Below are 17,565 nucleotides of genomic sequence, written 5' to 3' on the forward strand. Positions count from 1 at the left end.
ACTACGATATTTTACCGGCGCGTGAAGGAACAGTCTGAGAAGCTTCGCGCTCGCGCTTGCGCCGGGAGACGAAACGCACGACCTCGCCGTCCGCGCGCCACGCATGGCAGGTGTCGAGCATTGGCATGTCGGCTTGGTCGGACTGCTCTTGACGGACCTTTCCGCTGGCGCGCAAGCCTATGAGCGTCTGGATAGCGGTCGTCGCAATTGGCCCGAGCAGTTCGCTCAGATGCGTGCAACCGCTTGTCCCGGCAAGGCGGCGTCTTACTTCCTTCATGAATCCCGCGCCGATTGCCACGCCCGCGAGGCACGCGTAGGCCGCGTTGATCTCCGCGCAATAGCGGCTTGGCGCGGCCTCGGTGCGAGCCTCTATGCGATGGATCACGAGCCTGCTGTCGACGGTCACGACGATACGCATGTCGTGAATTGGCGAGCCGGCCGGCACGACCTTGAAGATCAGATTGGCGTCGTCGGCCTTGGTGTCGATCATGTGGCCTTCAATATCGAACAGGCCGTCGCTTCTTTCATAACCCGCACACTCGATGCGTCGGGTATGCACAGGCCGCCGCGTGACGGGCATGGATCGGATCGCGGACATTGCCACCTCGCTCAAGGATAAGTGCAGCAGATCAATGCATGGGTCATGCAAGAACCAATGCCCGGGAGCATCGGCACGCTGATGACCGGTTCTGTCGAGCGTAACGGCGCGGCGCGCTTTTGCCGCCCCCTCTTTCGGGTAGGCGTCGAGGCCGCTCGCCCTTGCCTCGCTCGGGGTATTCCCGTCCCCCCTCGGTTCGGGTAGTGGTTCCGTCTGGCGGTCCTTGCAATATTGACTCGCGACAACAGAGACGTCGATCTTGGGCCCGCGCGCCGACGTGGCGATCCGCGGCATCGGCTCGATGCGTGTTGGCTGGCCACGGTCGACACACCTTGGCATTGCTCATGTTCACCGGATTCAGAACGACAAAGGGAGACATGCATGCGTTTCAGGATCAGACCTGTATTCGGGGCTGTTTTGATGCTCGCCGCCGGGGCGGCTTCCGCGCAGTCGAGCGTGACCCTGTACGGCGTCGCGGACGTGTTCGTACAGTATCTGGATAACGGTGGACGGCATTCATATGCCGAGCGAAGCGGCGGGTCGACAGGTTCGCTGGTCGGCCTGAAGGGTTCGGAAGACCTCGGCAACGGGCTGAAGGCGGTGTTCGATGTCGAGAGCGGGTACAACACGAATAACGGCACTTACTTCGCCGACAGCACCGCCATGTTCTACCGGCAGTCCTGGGTGGGATTGAAGCACGACACCTACGGCCAGTTGAGCTTCGGGCGTCAATATCAGCCCAGCTTCTGGGCGGTGTATTTCACGGACCCGTTCCGCGGCAACGAAGCGTTGTCGCCGCTGGCCGCAGCCGATCTCGCCGGCGCCACTGATCGCGCCACTCTCGCGACCCAGTACGTGTCCGGGCGAACCAGCAGTTCGATCGTCTATCTCTCGCCCGACCTGAGCGGCGTTCACCTCTATGCGATGTACGCGCTGGCGTCTGCCACGACCCAGCCAGTGACCGTCACTTCAGGCAACATGCTCGACCTGGCCGCGAGCTATTCCGGTTACGGCTTTTACGCGGGCGTCGGCTATCAGTATCAGCACGGCTCGAACGAGACCGCGCCGCTGGTGCCTGCCGCGCCTTCCCTCTTGACATCGTTCCCGTTGATGGCGACCGAACATTTCACCGGGGCGCTGGCGTATCGGCTGGGCATCGTGAACTTCCAGTTCAACTATTCCTACAACCGCCCCAAGGATGTGCCCGATGGCGCGCTGGTAACAGTGACGCCCGCGGTGAGCCTGCCGCTCGGGACTCTGGTGCATTCGTACAGCATCATGGAGCTGGGCGCGACGATTCAGGCCACGCCTTTCGATACCGTTGAACTTGCGGGCATTCAACGCGTCGTGCGCGGCGTTCACGACAATAGCCTCGGTGTCGAGGTCGGCGTCGACCACAAAATTTCGAAACGCACCAGTTTTTATATGCGCGCCGGGTACGTGAAGAACAACGGCAGCGCAAACATGAGCTGGCCCGGCGTGGCGGGAGTCGTCAGCGGCTCGAAACAAGTTCTGGGACTCGTTGGCATGACACATCGTTTCTGACGATGGGGTTCGTTCACGACAACCAAAGAGAGAAAGGAAATCCTGATGCAATCGATTAAAGCGATGCGGCTCGTCGGCGCTGCTTTCATGCTGGCGGCTTCCATAGGCGGGTCTGCCGGTGCGCACGCTCAGAGTAGTTATGCCGCGTCCTCCGTGCCGGCATCGAATGCGAAGGCAAGCAAAGCAGCCAGCAAGGCGGCCGACCGGGCGTTGCAAAAGAGCGTGCTCCGCGCACTCAGCAAGACTCGGGGGCTGCGGGTGGCCAGCATCACGGTTCGCGCGTCTGAAGGGGCGGTGATACTGGAAGGCACCGTACCGGAAGAGGCGCAGATCGGACTGGCCACTCAAGTGGCCGAAGGCGTGGAGGGCGTGAAGTCAGTGAAGAACGCGCTGACCTTGTCCACGATCTGAGGGCGCTTTGGCGGCGCCATGAGAAAGGCCTCGTGCTGCAGGCCTTTCTTTCCACCGATTCACGTGTTCCGTCAGGCAGTGACCGACTTGCATTCCAGAAACTCGGCCAGCCCTTCCGCTCCGCATTCGCGCCCGTTGCCGGAAGTTTTATAGCCGCCGAAGGGCACGGTGATGTCCATCATGGCGCCATTGATCCGCACCGATCCCACGCGCAGCCGCGTTGCGATGCGCCGGGCCCGTTGTGCATCGCCGGTGGCGATATAACCCGCAAGCCCGAAGTCCGTGTCGTTGGCGATAGCGATGGCTTCTTCCTCATCGTCGTAGGCGATCACCACCAGCACAGGGCCGAAAATCTCTTCACGCGCGATCTTCATGCCGTTGTGAACATCGGCAAAGACGGTGGGGCGCGCATAGAAACCTCGCGAGATGCCTTCCGGCCGGCCCACACCGCCCGCCGCGAGCCGCGCGCCTTCTTCGAGCCCGGTGCGAATCATTCGCTGCACTTTGTCATACTGGGCGCGGTTGGAGATCGGTCCCATCTTCGTGGCCGGATCGGCCGGGTCGCCAACCGTCACTGCGTTGGCAACGGCGGCGGCAATCGTCACGGCCTCTTCGTAACGGTCGCGCGGCACCAGCATGCGGGTGGGCGCGACACACGTCTGCCCCGAGTTGGCCATGCATTGTGCGACGCCGCTCGTCACTGCGGCCTTGAGGTCGGCGTCGTCGAGGATCAGGAGCGGCGACTTGCCGCCAAGCTCCTGAGCGACTCGCTTGACTGTCGGCGCGGCGCTCATGGCGACTTCGATGCCAGCGCGCGTCGAACCGGTGATCGACACCATGTCCACGTCGCGATGCGCGGACAATCGCTCGCCCACGACCCGTCCTTCGCCGAAGATCATGTTGAAGACGCCTGCCGGCGCGCCCGCTTCATGCATGATTTCCGCGAAAACGACGGCGTCGAACGGGGCGATCTCGGAAGGCTTCAACACGATGGTGCAGCCCGCCGCGAGCGCAGGCGCGACCTTGGCGGTGATCTGGTTCAGAGGCCAGTTCCACGGGGTGATGAGCGCGGCAACGCCGATCGCTTCGCGGCGTACATCGCTCTTGCCGTGATTCGTCTCGAATTCGAAATGCCGCAGGGTTTCAAGGGCCGCCTGAAGCTGCGCGAGGCCGATCGGCGCCTGCAAGTGCCTGCACAGTGCGATGGGCGCGCCGATCTCGCGGCGCACGGCGTCGGCAAGATCGTCGAGACGGGCGCGATACCTTTCGATCACCCGTTCGAGCAAGGCGATGCGTTCCTCGCGGCTCGTCGCTGACCACGCCGGGAACGCAGCGCGTGCCGCGGCCACGGCGCGGTCGGCATCGGCTGCCGTGCCCATCGCGAGCTTGCCGGTTGGTTCCTCGGTGACGGGATCGACGATATCCATCAGCGTGCTGCCGGCGCACGGTTCGACCCACGCGCCGCCGATGTAGAACGTGTTCAATATTGTCATGCCGTCTCCTCAGGCTATGCCGACCGGACGGTCGCCGATTACCGTGGCGCGCATCATATGGCGCGGCGCGGGGAAGTAGTCCTGCACGGCGTAGTGCTGACAGGCGCGGTTGTCCCAGAAGGCGATCGTGTTGGGCCTCCACTTCAGACGAACCTGGTATTCGGGCGCCTGAGCTTGACGGAACAGGTATTGCAGCAGATCCATCTCGGCGAGCTTGTAGTCGAAGCCGACGCGATAAGCCTCAGCCGTCACGTGCCCGTAGTTCGATAGATGCGTGGTAAAGGCCTCATTGACGTAGAGAACCTTCTCGCCGGTTTCCGGGTGCACGCGCACCACCGGATGCGTGACCGGCGGAAACTTCTGGCGCATGACGGGATGCTGGTCCTTCGGCAACGCCGTGCCGAACAGCGGCAGAATGTCGTGGACGGCTTCGAGATGAGCGATGCGTGCCTTGATCTCCTCGGGAAGGTTCGCATAGGCCGCGACCATGTTGATCCAGATCGTGTCGCCGCCCACGTCCGGGCATTGCACGCAGCGCAGCATCGAACCCATGGACGGAATGTCACGCCACGATACATCCGAGTGGTAGATGTTTTCGCGTCCACGGCGCGTTTCGTTGCGCCCGAGGATCACCAATTCGGGATGCTCCGGGTGATGCGGAAACGCCGGGTGGATCTCCAGTTCGCCGAAGCGCCGCGCCAGCGCCACATGTTGGGACGGCGTGATGTCCTGATCGCGGAAAAACAGGACCTTGTATTCGAGCAGCGCGCGGCGCAAGGCGAGACAGGTGTCGTCGTCGAGCGGATCGCGCAGGTCGACGCCTTCGATCGTCGCGCCGATCGTCGGCGTGTGACGCTCCACCGCGAAGGGCCATCTCTCGGGTACGGCGTGCGTTGTGTTGAACGCGGGTGCGGTTTCGATTGCTTGCATGTGATGCTCCATTTGAAGCTGTCCGAATCTATCTGTTTGCGGCGCGGATCAAGTCCGCCGCCTTTTCGCCGATCATGATGGCCGGCGCGTTCGTGTTGCCGCCGATGAGCGTCGGCATGATCGACGCGTCCGCCACGCGCAGACCGTCGATGCCGCGCACGCGCAGGCTTGGATCGACGACCGCCTGCGTGTCGATGCCCATCTTGCAGGTGCCGACCGGGTGATAGACGCTGTCGGCCTGACTGCGCACGAACGCACGGATCGCGTCTTCGTTCGAGCCGTCGGGTCCGAAGTCGTCGGTGAGCATTTCTTTGCCGCCTGCATCGGCCAGAGCGGGTTGCGCATAGATGCGGCGCACGATTTTGACGCCCGCAACGAGCGCGTCCATGTCCGCTTCGGCGGAGAGAAAGCGCGGGTCGATCGACGGAGCATCGCGCATGTCGGCCGTGCGCAGACGAACATGACCGCGGCTCTCGGGCCGCAGGACGTATGCATGACAGGAATAGCCGTGTCCGAGCTTCGAGCGCTTGTTTTTGTTGCGATCGCCGAGCAGCGCCAGCACGAAGGCCAGTTGCACGTCGGGCACGGCAAGGTCGTGACGCGTCTTGACGAACGCACCCGCTTCGGCGAAGTTGGAGCTGACCATGCCCGTGCGGTTGCGCCGGTATCGCACGATCTCGGACATGAGACGCAGGAAGCCGCCGGCTGAATAGCCATAGAGGTCCGTCGACCTCACCTGCTTGTTGACGATGACGTCGAGATGGTCCTGCAGGTTTTCGCCGACGCCGGGCAGGTCGTGAATCACGTCGATGCCTACGCTGCGTAGATGTTGGGCCGGACCAATGCCGGAGGCCATCAGCAGTTGTGGCGAATTGAACGCGCCGCAAGCGAGCACGATCTCGCGGCGGGCCCGCAAGGTTTGCTCGACGCCCGCGCGCACGACGTGAATGCCACTTGCACGCTTGCCCTTGAAGACGAGACGAAGCGCATGGGCGTCGGTGAGCACGGCAAGATTCGGCCGACCTCCGCTGAAGCTCGGGTCGCGCTTGTCGCCACGATGCAGATACGCGCGCGCGGCATTCCACCGTTCGCCATTCCATTGCGTGACCTGGTAGAGCCCTGCGCCTTCCTGCTCCGCGCCGTTGAAATCGTCGTTTGGGCGATAGCCGGCTTGCAGCGCGGCCGCGACGAAACGCCGGGAGAACGGATTGGGCGTGCGCAGGTCGCTGACGTGCAGAGGGCCGGTGCCGCCGTGCCAGGGATCGCCGCTGTCGTCGAGGAAGCGCTGGTTGCATTCGCTGCGACGGAAATAGGGCAGTACGTCGTCGTAGCTCCAGCCGGTGCAGCCGAGCTTTGCCCACGCGTCGTAGTCGCAGCGGTGCCCGCGGATGTACACCATGCCGTTGATCGACGAACTGCCGCCGAGTCCCCGGCCACGCGGCTGGAAGGAGGGGCGACCGCCGAGACCGGGCTGCTTCTCGGAGTAGTAGGCGTAGTTGCGCGGACCGTGCTTGCGCACCGTGACCGCAAGGCCGATAGGCGCCCATACGCTCAGGTGGTGGTCATGGGGACCGGCTTCGAGAAGCGCGACGCTCACCGACGGATCTTCGGCCAGTCTGGCCGCCACCGCACAACCGGCCGATCCCGCGCCCACGACGATGTAGTCATACTCCGCAGCGCTCGTATCGGGCTGCTGGTTTCTCTCAGGTCTATTCATGGCTCGGTTTGCGGTTCAGATGAGCACGGTGTTTCGCTGCTTGTTCGCCGGAAGGCAGTGGGGAGGCCTCGGGGCAAGGTCCATCAGGCGGGGGCGCGGGCGGCCACGTGCTGCAACGTCTTCACGGACTGCTCGGGACGAAGCCAGCGCAGCGCGGCGAGCGCGGCGGCAAGCAGCAAAACGGCACTCACGACGAAGCCGAGTTCATACGCATGGCTAGTGCCGCCGCCGTGGGTCTGCACGATCCGCCCCATCACCGCCGGTGCAATGGCGGCGCCGAGGCTTGCGAGCGCGGTGTGGATCGCGACCAGCGCACCGCGTTGACTATCCGGCACTATCTCCGCGAGCAGGGCGGGCGCGAGCGTGAAGCTCAGTGTCGGCAGCGCGCAGGCGATGGCTAGCAGCGCGACTTTCTGAATGGGCGGCGCATTCAGCAGGATCAGCAAGACGAACACCAGCGCGCCGGCCATGGCGCTCAGGCAGATTGGATGCACCCGCGCCCGGCGGCTCGATGCGCCGCCTGCCAGCATGCGCTGCGAGATCCAGCTGAGGCCAAGGTTCACGGGCGCCGCCGTGGCGACCACTGCCGCGAAGCAGCGGCCTGCCTCGACGCCGGAGAAACCAAGCCCTTTCTCGAGATAAGTGGGCAGCCAGGTCAGGCTGAGTCCGAGTGTCCAGTAGGCCGTGAAGCCGAGCGCGAACACGGAGAGGACCGAACGGTCCGTCAGGATGCGGCGATACGAAAGCCGTTGCGACGAGGCAAGCGCGGATTGATTAACGGTACGCTGGTTGCCGCGCGCTGATCGTCTCTCGTCGATCGGTCCTTCGCGGCCGAAGCATAGCCAAAGCACGCACCAGATCATGCCTATTGCGCCGAGCAGCACGAAGTTCATGCGCCAGCCCCATTGCTTCGTCACGAGCGGAATCAGCATCCCGGCCAGCAACATGCCAGCGGCGGCTCCCTGATTGATTACAGCCACCGGCAGATTGCGTCTGCGATCGGGAAACCATTTGTACAGCGCGTGCACGGAGACCGGAAACGACGGTCCTTCCGCCGCGCCCAAAATCACCCGGCAAGCCAGCAGCCCGAGTGCGCTCGTGGTCAGCGCCTGCGGCACTTGCAGCACCGCCCAGGCCAGCCCCATGGCGAGCAAAATCCAGCGCGTCGCAATGCGGTTGGAGAGAAACCCGACGACGACGGTCGAAGCCGAAAACAGCCAGAAGAAGCTGCCGGCGACGAGGCCGTACTGCTGCGGCGACAGATGAAGTTCCGCCGTCAGCGGCACGGCCACCAGACCCAGCACGATCTTGTCGAGAAAATTGATGAGGGAGAGGGCCGTCAGCATGACGGTCATGGTCCATGCCGGGCGCGACTGGAAATCGGGCGGAGACATCATGCTCAGCCCCGCCGGAAGACGCTGTCGCCGGCGCCTGAAGCGGCCGCGAGGAACCTGGGTTGCATTGTTGTCTCCTTGGTATTTTTCTGGCCTCGCCGCATGCGGCGGCATGCCAATGACGGTTTCGTAACGTCACGGTAATACCTAGCAGTGGGAGGCAACCCACCCGGAACAGGTAGGGGAGGGAAAACCTTGTTGATGGCCGGGGATGAGCGGTGGGCAGAAGACCGCGCGTGGGTTTCCGGCTTCCGCGAAAGGAATTGACCTTGCACCGGTGTCTCGCGCGAATCTTCAAAGAGCGGCCAATGGCTGGCGTGTATGCAAGAAAGTATCAGTCTGCGGTCTCGTCGTTCGGATACGCGGCTGAGTTCCTTGCTCGACCCTCACGCTCTGAACGTCTTTCCGAGTTCGTGATCGGCGAGTCTAAAGTAGTGGCGGAAGTTATAGACCAGCGGTGACCATTTTTTGGCATCGATATGGTGCATGTTCTTGACGAAGGCTTCGTCTGCATGCACGCGAACGATCTCGACTTCTGCGGCGACGCCACCGCCAAGCGCTTGAAGTTGCTCGCCGCCCATTCGGTGAATGTGACGCACGCGAGCCTCCAGATGCATGGGACACTCAGCAACGCGGTAAGGCTTCACGCAATCACTGGCGAGCTGAGTGAACCCCGCTTCCTCGAACTTGCACTTCTCGAAGCGAAATTGCTTTTTCTTCAACTCGGGGACGGGGTTCTTTCCAGTCAGAGGCGCGAGTTTTTCGACCTGCTTCCACATTTCCGGCGACGGAAGATTGATCACGCATTCCGCATGCCGTTCGAGATTTTCAGCCGTCTTTGTCTCGTCCAGCAAGCCGAGCATGAGCGTCCAGCCGAGCGCCCAGAACGACGACATCGGCGCGAGATTGGTCGTGCCGTCCTCGTTGAGCGAGCTGATCAGAGCGACCGGTGTGCCGAAGTAAAGAATCTTCGGTTCGATTGTCTGGAAGATGCGTTGAGCCATCGTGTCCTCCTTCGGGTCAAGGGACAAGCAGATGATGCTCAAGTCATTTTGCGACAGTCGACTGCGGCATGTTTCAGCGTCATGTGAAATGTCGACCGTCAACTCGGCACAGGCGTTCGCGTCATCAAGACGATTCCCATCGCCGCCACGACGGTTCCGGCAAGCATCGACCAGGAAAGTGGTTCACCGAACATGGCCCATGCCCATACGAGCGTGACCGATGGGCTCAAGAAAAGGACGCTCGATACTCTCGCCGCTGACGAACGCTTCAGACATAACCAGTACAGACCATATCCGCCAAGCGTGGAGAGGAGCGCCGTCCAGACCACGCTGGCGGCGAATCCCGTGGTGGCAACCGGCGCGATGCTTCCTTGAAATGTCTGCAGGCCGAGAAAAACCACGCACGTCACGCTGCAATGGAGCCAAAGGGTGGCCAATAGACTTAGCGAGCCAAGACGACCGGACGCGCGTTGCTGCCACACCGTAGCCACGGCCAAGGACGCCATGCCTGCCACCGGCAGGCCGTACGCCCACACAGGAGCAGAACCAAGTGTAAAAGCATCGCGACTGACGAATAGCACGCCTGCCACGCCCAGCGCCATGCCAAGCCACGTCCGGCGTGAACTACGCTCGCTGAAAAACACGGACGAAATCACCACCGTACCGACAGGCAGAAGGTTTGCGATCAGCGCAGAAAGTCCCGCCGATACCCCGAGTTCAATGCCCTTTCCGATGCCAGCGATATAGCCCGCCATCGCGAATAAGCCGATCACGCCGTGCCGCAGTAACACGGCGGGCGGCGTGCGCATGATTTCGCGCGCCACGAACGGAAGCAGGCAAAGCGAGACCGCCGCGCAACGCCATAACACCACGAGGAAAACTGGTGCGTAGTCGGCGGAAAAGCGCATGCCGACGAAGCCGGAGCTCCACGCGACGATCATCAACGCTTCCAATGCCGGTAAAGGCAAGCGCAGCGGCCGCAGTGCGAGCGGGCGGGATGTCGGGCAAGGTGTCGAGAGCTTGGTCATGCACCTAGCGTAGACAGTGCGCGACGATTCGAAAATCAAAATATACTGAGCATCTCGTTCAATTCGGTTAAACCACCATGGAAGCGGTCCTCGACATCGAACTGTTGCGCACGTTTCACGCGGTAGCGCGACTCGGCAAATTTCGCTCGGCAGCGGAGTTCGTGCACAAGAGCCCGGCCGCGATCAGCATTCACATTCAGCGCCTCGAAGCGATTGCTGGCGGCCGCTTGCTCGATCGGGACAATCAGGCGGTGACGCTCACCGTGCTCGGCAAGCGGTTACTTTCCAGTACGAGTGAGCTACTAAACGCGCACGACCGTGTTTTGCAGGATTTTCATGGGAAAGCGCTGGCGGGGAGGGTCGTGCTGGGTGTGCCGGATGAATATGCATCGCATGTGATTCGCGACATTCTCCCCGGCTTTTCGACAATGTGGCCCAACGTCGTGCTCGAAGTGAGGACCGCGCCAAGTCTCAAACTTCGTGACCAGGTGGGCCGGGGCAAGCTCGATGTGGCGCTATTGGTTCAGCCTATCAAGGCAAGCAGGCCCGCTGAGGTGCTGACAGTGACTACGCCGGTATGGGTCGGAAGCGCGGCGTTCACGCTGGACGAGAGCCGTCCGCTTCCGTTGGCTCTTTATGCCGAGCCTTGCCCGTATCGTGCAGCGATGACCAATGCGCTGGAACGCGCCGGGCGAAAATGGCGGGTAATACTCGATAGCGCTTCGAGTCAGGCCATCAAGGCATGCGTCGAATCCGGGCTTGCGGTCACGCTGTTGGACCGCGCGCGGGTGAGCGAAGAGATGAGAGTCTTGGACAAGCTGCCGCGCGTCGTGGACCACGAAGTGGTTTTGATGCGGGATGCCGGCGGCCGTGGTAGCGAAGCGATCGACTTGCTCATTGCCACCCTCCGGGAGAATTTCCGGCTCTAGGAATGGGATGGCTTCGAGGCGTGGGCGTTGTCGGTTTCGCCTTAAGTACTTGGACATGCGCTCGACTTCTCAAAGCAGAGGCTTGAGCGGCGAACGGGCACGCGCCAACAGGAGCATGCCCGCCTGATTCTCGATGCGCGATTGAATCCGCGACTAAATCGCCTTACTGCGGCGCGGCGTTCGTCGTCGTGCTGCTGCTCTTCTTGGCCTTCGAGTGCTTCTTGGGAAACGTCGAGTGCTTGCCGGTCGGGCCCGAAGGCGAGCCGGTTTCGCCGTCGCCGTTGGGCGTACCGACGCCGACGCCACCCCGACCCGCGCCGTTGCTGCCCGGCTCGCCCGCGCCATTCCCTTGCGCGAACGCGCCGCACGACAAGCCGAGCGTCAGTGCCGAGACAAGAATGCCTTTAGTTACGATCTTCATATTGTCCTCTTGATGTTGATAGTCGGCCGCGAGCAGATCCCGCGGCATGGAAGCGTCTAAGGCAATCCGCGTGCCGAGAACCCCGGCGTCGAATTGAGACGAACGCTTGTGCGTCAACGAGTACGGGACTTGATGCTTTCAAGCCACCGTCGGGGAGATTAACACTCTTGTTTGAACCATTGACGTTTGCGTGACGTCGGCAGGGCGAGGTCATCCGCGTGCCGCGAATAATCGAACAAACAACATGTCGTGGCGCGAGAACAACTCAACGCTTTCTTCGTTTTCAGGGTGAACACTTGGACCGCATCGCCGCTCGGCCCTTTGCTGGCGGCCTATCTAACCGCGTGCCGCTGGCACGTCGCGAACACTCCTGGTGCGCTAACGAACCCAGCGACATCGTTTTCAGCGGAAGCAACAAAACAACCCGGTTATTGTTCTTACGATTGCTGAAGGAGGCGGCGCCGTAATTCTTTAGACCGCGCCTCGATCCATCCAGACCTTAGAAAACAAATCCATGCAAACAACGAGAATGCCCGCCGAGACGGGCCTTGCTGGCGAACGGCGCGCGGAATCCGCCGTCCGCACGGCGTTCCGCTACGACATCAATGGCCTGCGCGCGTGGGCAGTGCTTCCCGTCGTCCTCTTTCACTTCGGCATTCCGGGTTTTTCCGGCGGCTTCGCCGGTGTCGACGTGTTCTTCGTCATTTCTGGCTTTCTGATGACTGGAATCGTCGTCGCGGCGCTCGAGCGCGGCCGCTTCTCGCTGGTCGATTTCTATCTGTCGCGCGCGGTGCGTATCGTGCCGCCGCTTATCGCGTTGTGCGTAGTCTTGCTCGGAGTCGGTTGGTTCTGGCTCGTGCATGTCGATTATCGGGAGCTCTCGCTCAACGCGGCCTCCGCGCTCACGTTCGTTTCCAATGTCCTTTTCTGGAGACGCTCCGGCTATTTCGATTCGGCGTCGCATGAGAAGTGGCTCCTGCACACGTGGTCGTTGTCCGTGGAATGGCAGTTCTATCTGTTGCTGCCGCTCGCAGCCGCATTCGCATGGCGCTGGCGGCGCAGAGCCGGTGTCATTGCGCTGTTGTCCGCTGCAGGCGTGGCGTCGCTGAGTTGGTCGATTTATGCCACGTGGCGCTGGCCCGACGCCGCGTTCTATCTCCTGCCAAGCCGCGCGTGGGAAATGCTCGCCGGAGGCATGGTCTGGCTTTACGCCGGACAGCGCAAGTTGCCCGCCGCGCTCACGCGTGTGCTCGAAGGCGTCGGACTTGCGTTGATCGCGCTGGCGGTCGTGCGCTTCGATTCCAGCCTCAGTTGGCCCGGCGGCTCTGCAATCGTGCCCGTGCTCGGCGCGGCGTTGGTCATCGCGGCATCGAGACAGCGCTCCATGTTCACGGGCAACGGCATCGTGCAATGGCTCGGCACGCGTTCGTATTCGCTCTACCTTTGGCACTGGCCGGTCGCGGTGTTGCTGGTCTACTCCGATCGTCTGCACGATCCCATGAGTATCGCGGGCGGTATCGTTGCGGCCGTGCTGCTTGGCGAGGCGTCTTATCAACTCATCGAACGGCCGACGCGCGCATATCTCGCTCGCGCGACGAAGCCCGCACGCTTGCTGTATCTGGGCACGGCGATGGTAGGCGTGACCCTCGTCGCCATTGGCGCGCGATATCAGCACGTCCCCAACCGCGTGCCGGAGTTGTGGGACATGGCCGCGAACGAGCAACTCGATTTCAGCCCGATGCGCGACCAATGCCTCGCGTCGTCCGGAGGCAAATCGCCGGCTTGTACGTTCGGCAGTGGTCCACTTCGGGCGATCGTGCTCGGCGACAGCCACGCCGATGCAATGGTGAGCGCCGTCCAGAAAGCACTGCCCAACGGTTCGATCATGGAGCTGAGTTACTCGGGCTGTCCGACGATCTACGGTGAGCATGCGGTCCCGGGTTCGCGCGATGCCGACGAGCAATGCGCCAACTTCAACGCTTGGGCCTTGCGCAAGCTGGCATCGATCGACTCGGCCATCCCCGTCTTGATCGTCAATCGCACGTCGGACTATGCGTTGGGTCCGATCGATGGCAGCGCACTCAGTCACCATCCGCTGGTCTATTTCTCGCGCCCGTACGATTCGCCGACGCCCGCGTTCCTCGCGGAGTATGCGCAGCATCTCGTGGCATCGGCTTGTCTGATTGCGAAGTCGCATCCGGTCTATCTCGTGCAGCCGGTGCCGGAGATGCCATTCGAGGTGCCGCAAGCCGTGTCGCGTCAGTTGATGTTCAAGCGGGGCACCAACGACCTGTCCATTCCGCTCGACGACTACGACAGGCGTAACCATGTCGTGCGGATGGCGCAGGAAGCGGCGGCGTCGCAATGCGGCATCAAACTTCTCGATCCCAAGCCGCGCCTTTGCGATCACGGGCGATGCTGGGCGAGTCAGCAACTGAGACCGCTGTACTACGACGCGGATCACCTGAGCGAATTCGGCAACAAGCGCCTGGTTCCGATGTTCCGTGAAGCCTTTGCGCAATCCATTGCTACGCGTTAGAAGAGACGAGCTAAGCCTCGACTGCGGATAATTACAAATAGATTCGGTAAATTAGAAAATCGTAAGATTATGTTCTGCACGAGTATCGGGACACCGTACTCCACCGCACTTTTCAAAATTTTCACGATTGGTAAATTCGCGCAAACCTAACAAAAAAGGCAGCGGGGGATTAATGGCAGAGACCAACAATAGATATGAGGCGCTGGACGGCCTCAGGGGCGTGGCCGCGCTCGCGGTCATGATTTCCCACCTCAGTCAGGAAATGCTTTTCAGGAACGCTTATGAAGCGGTCGATTTATTTTTCGTGCTGAGCGGTTTTGTCATCGCGCATTCTTACGGCGCTCGGTTGCAGAACGGCATGACCAACGCGGAATATATAAAGAGACGCATTATCCGGCTTTATCCGATGCTCATATTTTCGCTGCTGATCGGGCTACCCGTTTTCATCGAGGCGGGGCGCGAGGGGCTCACGAACTTCTCGTCGGGGAACATCATTTCTTCGACGCTCTATAACTCGTTTCTCGCGCCATATATCGGCGAACTGGGCGGTCCCATTTTCCCCAGTAATCCCCCCGCGTGGTCGCTCTTCTTCGAAATGGTGGCCAGCCTTTCGTTCGTGTTGATCGTCAGGCTGCAAATGCGCTCGATATTCAAGATGATCCTTCTGAGCGCGGCGGCGTTCCTGACGACGAGCGCGCTGACGACCATCGACCTGCATGGCCACGGTCTGTTCGATTTCGAGCAGGGCTGGTCCGGCAGCCGGTTCGACGGCGGATTTTTCCGCGTGGCCTTCGGTTTCCTGGTGGGTGTATTTCTCTACAACAAGAAAGATTCGATCACGAGAATCGCGACCGCGATCGTACCTCGCGCGTTCGCCAATATTTACTTTCTGTTCACGCTCGTACTCGTTCTGTTTTTCTTTCCCATGTCGCTGCACGGGATTTACCCGATGTTCGTTATCTTCGGCGTCGCGCCGTGGCTGGTGGCGTTCGGATCGACTGTACGTTGCACATCGGCGGTGGATATCAATATCGCGCGTTTTCTTGGCTGGATTTCCTACCCGATTTATCTGATCCACTATCCGATCGGGCAGGCGGTCTTTATGTACTTCGGAAAAGCGAACCAGTATGCGGTAGCGCCCATGCTGGCAACTTGCGCGATTACCATCGTGTGCGCGGTGCTCCTGACGAAGTTCGTAGAAGAGCCGATTCGCGCGTTTCTCGCCAAACGGTTTATTCGCTCTTCCAAAACTCAGGAGAGCGTAACCGAGCTCGGCATGCGAACGGATCAGCATCCGGTTTGAGGCCGCGCGCGATCGCATACCGTTCGCGCGTCGGGAAACTACGTAGAAAAGAGATGCTTCGCGGAAAGCATTCAGAAGGGCGCGGTTTCTTATACTCCTCGACATCACGACGCCTGCGACGACAGGCGCCCAGATAACAAGGAGACTTCGATGCCGCGTCGTGCAGGACCGCTTGGCCGCGCACTCATTTGCCTGATCGCGTCATGCGTGGCTCAGGTGAGCCTCGCGCAGCCGATCCGGCTCATGACCGGCGGCGCGGCCAAGCTCATCTATCTGCCTGTCGTGCTCGCGGATCGGCTTGGCTACTTCCGCAGGGAAGGGCTCGACGTGCGCGTGCTGTCCGTGCCGGCCGGCATCGATACTTCCACCGAACTGGTCGCGGGCGCAATCGAAGGCGCGGTGGGCTTCTACGATCACACCATCGGTCTTCAAAGCCGCGGCATGGACGTGCAGTCGGTCATCGTTCTCGGGCAGTCGGCCGGACTCATCGAGCTTGGCACGAACGGCATGCGCAACATGGCCGATGCCAAAGGCCGGCGCCTCGGCGTCACGGGCTTCGGTTCATCGACTTACTTTCTCACGCGCTACCTCGCCACGCGCGCCGGCCTCGCGCCCGACGCCTACACCATCGTTCCGCTGGCCAATGAAGCCGCCTTCGACAAAGCGCTTTCGAGCGGTGACGTCGATGCCGTCATGACCGAGGAGCCCACCGCCACGCGCCTCTTGTCGCGCGGCGCGGCAAAGCCGCTCGTCGACTTACGCAGTGTCGCCGATACGCAAAGCCAGCTGGGCGGCCCATACGTCGGTGCCTGTCTTTACATGCGGCGCGACTGGATCGACGCGCATCCGGATGAAACCGGCCGGCTCGCGCACGCGTTGCTCGACGCGCTGCGCTTCATCGGCACACACAGCGAAGCCGATATCGAGGCCGCCATGCCGGCATCGCTCAAGGGCAACGACCCGGCAATCTACCGCCAAGCCTTGTCCGTGATGAAGCCGGCGTTCTCCTCGACAGGCCGGATGCCCGCCAGTGCGCCATCGACCGTGCTCGCGACCCTTGCGGACATCGATACCGAGGTATCGGCGCGTCACGTCGATCTCACGCGAACCTGGACCGACCGTTTCGTCGCCGACGCGCACTGACGCGCCGCGACCTTCATTTCAATGGAGACATGCCGATGCGAGCCATTCAAATTCACGAGTACGGCGGACCCGAAGTGCTGCGGCGCGTCGATATCGAGATTCCGAAGCCGCGTGCGGGAGAAGTGCTGGTGCGCGTCGTCGCGGCCGGCATCAACTTCATGGACGTTCACACGCGACAAGGCAAGTATCGCGATTCGCGGACCTATCCCGTGAGCATTCCATGCACGCTCGGCATGGAAGGCGCGGGCGAAGTGGTTGCCGTGGGCGCGGGCGTGACCTCGTGCGGCAAGGGCGACCGAGTCGCGTGGTGCATCTCGTGGGGCGCCTACGCCGACTATGCGATCGTGCCCGCTGCGCGGCTCGCACGCATTCCGGACGCGATTGCTTATGACGTCGCGGCCGCGTCGATCTTCCAGGGTTCGACCGCGCACTATCTGCTCGACGACGTGGCAAGGCTCGAAGCGGGAATGACTTGCCTCGTGCATGCGGCGTCGGGCGGCATCGGCCAGTTGCTCGTGCAGTTGGCAAAACGGCGCGGCGTGGAAGTATTCGCGACGACGAGCACCCCGGACAAGGCGGCCATCGCAAAGGCGCGCGGCGCCGATCACGTGCTGCTCTACGAGAACGGCGGCTTCGCGGATCGTACCCGCGAGTTGACCGACGGCCGTGGCGTCGACGTCGTGTTCGACGCGGTCGGCAAGAGTACCCTGCGCGACAGCTTCCGGGCAGCGCGTGTGCGCGGACTCATCGTGAACTACGGCTCCGTCACCGGTCCCATGCGCGACCTCGATCCGTACGAACTCGGCGAGGCCGGTTCGCTCTTTCTCACGCGCCCGCGCCTGGCCGACCATCTCGCCGATGCGACCACCGTGCAGCGACGTGCCGACGACATCTTCGCCGCCATCGTCGAAGGCGCGTTGCGCGTGGAGATCAACGGGCGCTACACGATGGATAACGTCGAGGCGGCGCATGCCGCGCTCGAAGAACGTCGTCAGTCCGGTAAGGCGGTCATGGAAATCGGTTGACCGCTTCACTCACAGGCATCGCATGACTTTTTTCTTCCGGCGCTCGCAGTGCCGCGCCGGTGACGCAACTCGTCCTTTTGCAGAA

15 protein-coding genes are annotated in these 17,565 nt (G+C 62.0%); 7 read left to right on the top strand and 8 right to left on the bottom strand.

Features of this window, described 5'->3' with window-relative positions; genetic code table 11:
* Position 1 precedes the first annotated feature (1 nt).
* Positions 2-892: a DUF2889 domain-containing protein gene (locus NCT04_RS25080; protein ID WP_250468193.1), complete on the bottom strand. Its 891-nt coding sequence runs from the start codon at positions 890-892 to the stop codon at positions 2-4.
* Between the two features lie 87 nt (positions 893-979).
* Between NCT04_RS25080 and NCT04_RS25085 the strand changes: the two genes are divergently transcribed.
* A complete protein-coding gene (locus tag NCT04_RS25085; RefSeq protein ID WP_250468194.1) occupies positions 980-2,143 on the top strand; it encodes a porin in 1,164 nt (387 codons plus the stop codon).
* A 45-nt stretch (positions 2,144-2,188) separates the two neighbouring features.
* Entirely contained in the window at positions 2,189-2,554 is a 366-nt protein-coding gene (locus NCT04_RS25090; RefSeq protein WP_250468195.1) for a BON domain-containing protein, read from the top strand.
* Positions 2,555-2,625: 71 nt separating this feature from the next.
* On the opposite strand, the gene NCT04_RS25095 is transcribed toward NCT04_RS25090, so the two are convergent.
* The 6 genes from NCT04_RS25095 to NCT04_RS25120 all read right to left on the bottom strand — a co-directional run bounded on the left by NCT04_RS25095 (position 2,626) and on the right by NCT04_RS25120 (position 10,159).
* A complete protein-coding gene (locus tag NCT04_RS25095; RefSeq protein ID WP_250468196.1) occupies positions 2,626-4,047 on the bottom strand; it encodes an aldehyde dehydrogenase family protein in 1,422 nt (473 codons plus the stop codon).
* 9 nt (positions 4,048-4,056) lie between these two features.
* Positions 4,057-4,977 carry a TauD/TfdA dioxygenase family protein gene (locus NCT04_RS25100; protein WP_250468197.1) on the bottom strand — a complete coding sequence of 307 codons (921 nt, stop codon included), beginning with the start codon at positions 4,975-4,977 and terminating at the stop codon, positions 4,057-4,059.
* Positions 4,978-5,005: 28 nt separating this feature from the next.
* A complete protein-coding gene (locus NCT04_RS25105; protein ID WP_250468198.1) occupies positions 5,006-6,694 on the bottom strand; it encodes a GMC family oxidoreductase in 1,689 nt (562 codons plus the stop codon).
* Positions 6,695-6,777: 83 nt separating this feature from the next.
* Positions 6,778-8,091 carry an MFS transporter gene (locus NCT04_RS25110; protein ID WP_250468199.1) on the bottom strand — a complete coding sequence of 438 codons (1,314 nt, stop codon included), beginning with the start codon at positions 8,089-8,091 and terminating at the stop codon, positions 6,778-6,780.
* Between the two features lie 383 nt (positions 8,092-8,474).
* On the bottom strand, positions 8,475-9,092 hold the full coding sequence (locus NCT04_RS25115) for a flavin reductase family protein (protein ID WP_250468200.1): 618 nt from the start codon (positions 9,090-9,092) through the stop codon (positions 8,475-8,477).
* Positions 9,093-9,190: 98 nt separating this feature from the next.
* A complete protein-coding gene (locus NCT04_RS25120; RefSeq protein ID WP_350030040.1) occupies positions 9,191-10,159 on the bottom strand; it encodes a DMT family transporter in 969 nt (322 codons plus the stop codon).
* Between the two features lie 38 nt (positions 10,160-10,197).
* On the opposite strand from NCT04_RS25120, the gene NCT04_RS25125 reads away from it, so the two are divergent.
* A complete protein-coding gene (locus NCT04_RS25125; protein WP_250468201.1) occupies positions 10,198-11,049 on the top strand; it encodes a LysR substrate-binding domain-containing protein in 852 nt (283 codons plus the stop codon).
* A gap of 163 nt (positions 11,050-11,212) precedes the next feature.
* Here NCT04_RS25125 and NCT04_RS25130 read toward each other — a convergent pair whose 3' ends face one another.
* Positions 11,213-11,470: a hypothetical protein gene (locus NCT04_RS25130; RefSeq protein WP_244830318.1), complete on the bottom strand. Its 258-nt coding sequence runs from the start codon at positions 11,468-11,470 to the stop codon at positions 11,213-11,215.
* Between the two features lie 514 nt (positions 11,471-11,984).
* Here NCT04_RS25130 and NCT04_RS25135 point away from each other — a divergent pair.
* From NCT04_RS25135 to NCT04_RS25150, 4 genes are all read left to right on the top strand, one after another.
* Positions 11,985-14,009, top strand: a complete 2,025-nt coding sequence (locus NCT04_RS25135) for an acyltransferase family protein (RefSeq protein WP_250468202.1) — start codon at positions 11,985-11,987, stop codon at positions 14,007-14,009.
* A gap of 172 nt (positions 14,010-14,181) precedes the next feature.
* The gene (locus NCT04_RS25140) at positions 14,182-15,312 is read left to right on the top strand and encodes an acyltransferase family protein (protein ID WP_250468203.1); all 1,131 of its coding nucleotides are present in this window, start codon (positions 14,182-14,184) and stop codon (positions 15,310-15,312) included.
* A 150-nt stretch (positions 15,313-15,462) separates the two neighbouring features.
* The gene (locus tag NCT04_RS25145) at positions 15,463-16,455 is read left to right on the top strand and encodes an ABC transporter substrate-binding protein (RefSeq protein WP_250468204.1); all 993 of its coding nucleotides are present in this window, start codon (positions 15,463-15,465) and stop codon (positions 16,453-16,455) included.
* A gap of 35 nt (positions 16,456-16,490) precedes the next feature.
* The gene (locus NCT04_RS25150) at positions 16,491-17,480 is read left to right on the top strand and encodes a quinone oxidoreductase family protein (RefSeq protein WP_250468205.1); all 990 of its coding nucleotides are present in this window, start codon (positions 16,491-16,493) and stop codon (positions 17,478-17,480) included.
* Positions 17,481-17,565: the final 85 nt, after the last annotated feature.

Origin of the sequence: Caballeronia sp. GAFFF2, assembly GCF_023631485.1 — a bacterium.
GTDB lineage: Bacteria > Pseudomonadota > Gammaproteobacteria > Burkholderiales > Burkholderiaceae > Caballeronia.

Coding starts and splice junctions, on each gene's coding strand:
- NCT04_RS25135 (WP_250468202.1), top strand. CDS start 11,985: ATGCAAACAACGAGAATGCCCGCCGAGACGGGCCTTGCTGGCGAACGG.
- NCT04_RS25085 (WP_250468194.1), top strand. CDS start 980: ATGCGTTTCAGGATCAGACCTGTATTCGGGGCTGTTTTGATGCTCGCC.
- NCT04_RS25130 (WP_244830318.1), bottom strand. CDS start 11,470: ATGAAGATCGTAACTAAAGGCATTCTTGTCTCGGCACTGACGCTCGGC.
- NCT04_RS25105 (WP_250468198.1), bottom strand. CDS start 6,694: ATGAATAGACCTGAGAGAAACCAGCAGCCCGATACGAGCGCTGCGGAG.
- NCT04_RS25110 (WP_250468199.1), bottom strand. CDS start 8,091: ATGATGTCTCCGCCCGATTTCCAGTCGCGCCCGGCATGGACCATGACC.
- NCT04_RS25145 (WP_250468204.1), top strand. CDS start 15,463: ATGCCGCGTCGTGCAGGACCGCTTGGCCGCGCACTCATTTGCCTGATC.
- NCT04_RS25080 (WP_250468193.1), bottom strand. CDS start 892: ATGCCGCGGATCGCCACGTCGGCGCGCGGGCCCAAGATCGACGTCTCT.
- NCT04_RS25115 (WP_250468200.1), bottom strand. CDS start 9,092: ATGGCTCAACGCATCTTCCAGACAATCGAACCGAAGATTCTTTACTTC.
- NCT04_RS25125 (WP_250468201.1), top strand. CDS start 10,198: ATGGAAGCGGTCCTCGACATCGAACTGTTGCGCACGTTTCACGCGGTA.
- NCT04_RS25140 (WP_250468203.1), top strand. CDS start 14,182: ATGGCAGAGACCAACAATAGATATGAGGCGCTGGACGGCCTCAGGGGC.
- NCT04_RS25150 (WP_250468205.1), top strand. CDS start 16,491: ATGCGAGCCATTCAAATTCACGAGTACGGCGGACCCGAAGTGCTGCGG.
- NCT04_RS25090 (WP_250468195.1), top strand. CDS start 2,189: ATGCAATCGATTAAAGCGATGCGGCTCGTCGGCGCTGCTTTCATGCTG.
- NCT04_RS25095 (WP_250468196.1), bottom strand. CDS start 4,047: ATGACAATATTGAACACGTTCTACATCGGCGGCGCGTGGGTCGAACCG.
- NCT04_RS25100 (WP_250468197.1), bottom strand. CDS start 4,977: ATGCAAGCAATCGAAACCGCACCCGCGTTCAACACAACGCACGCCGTA.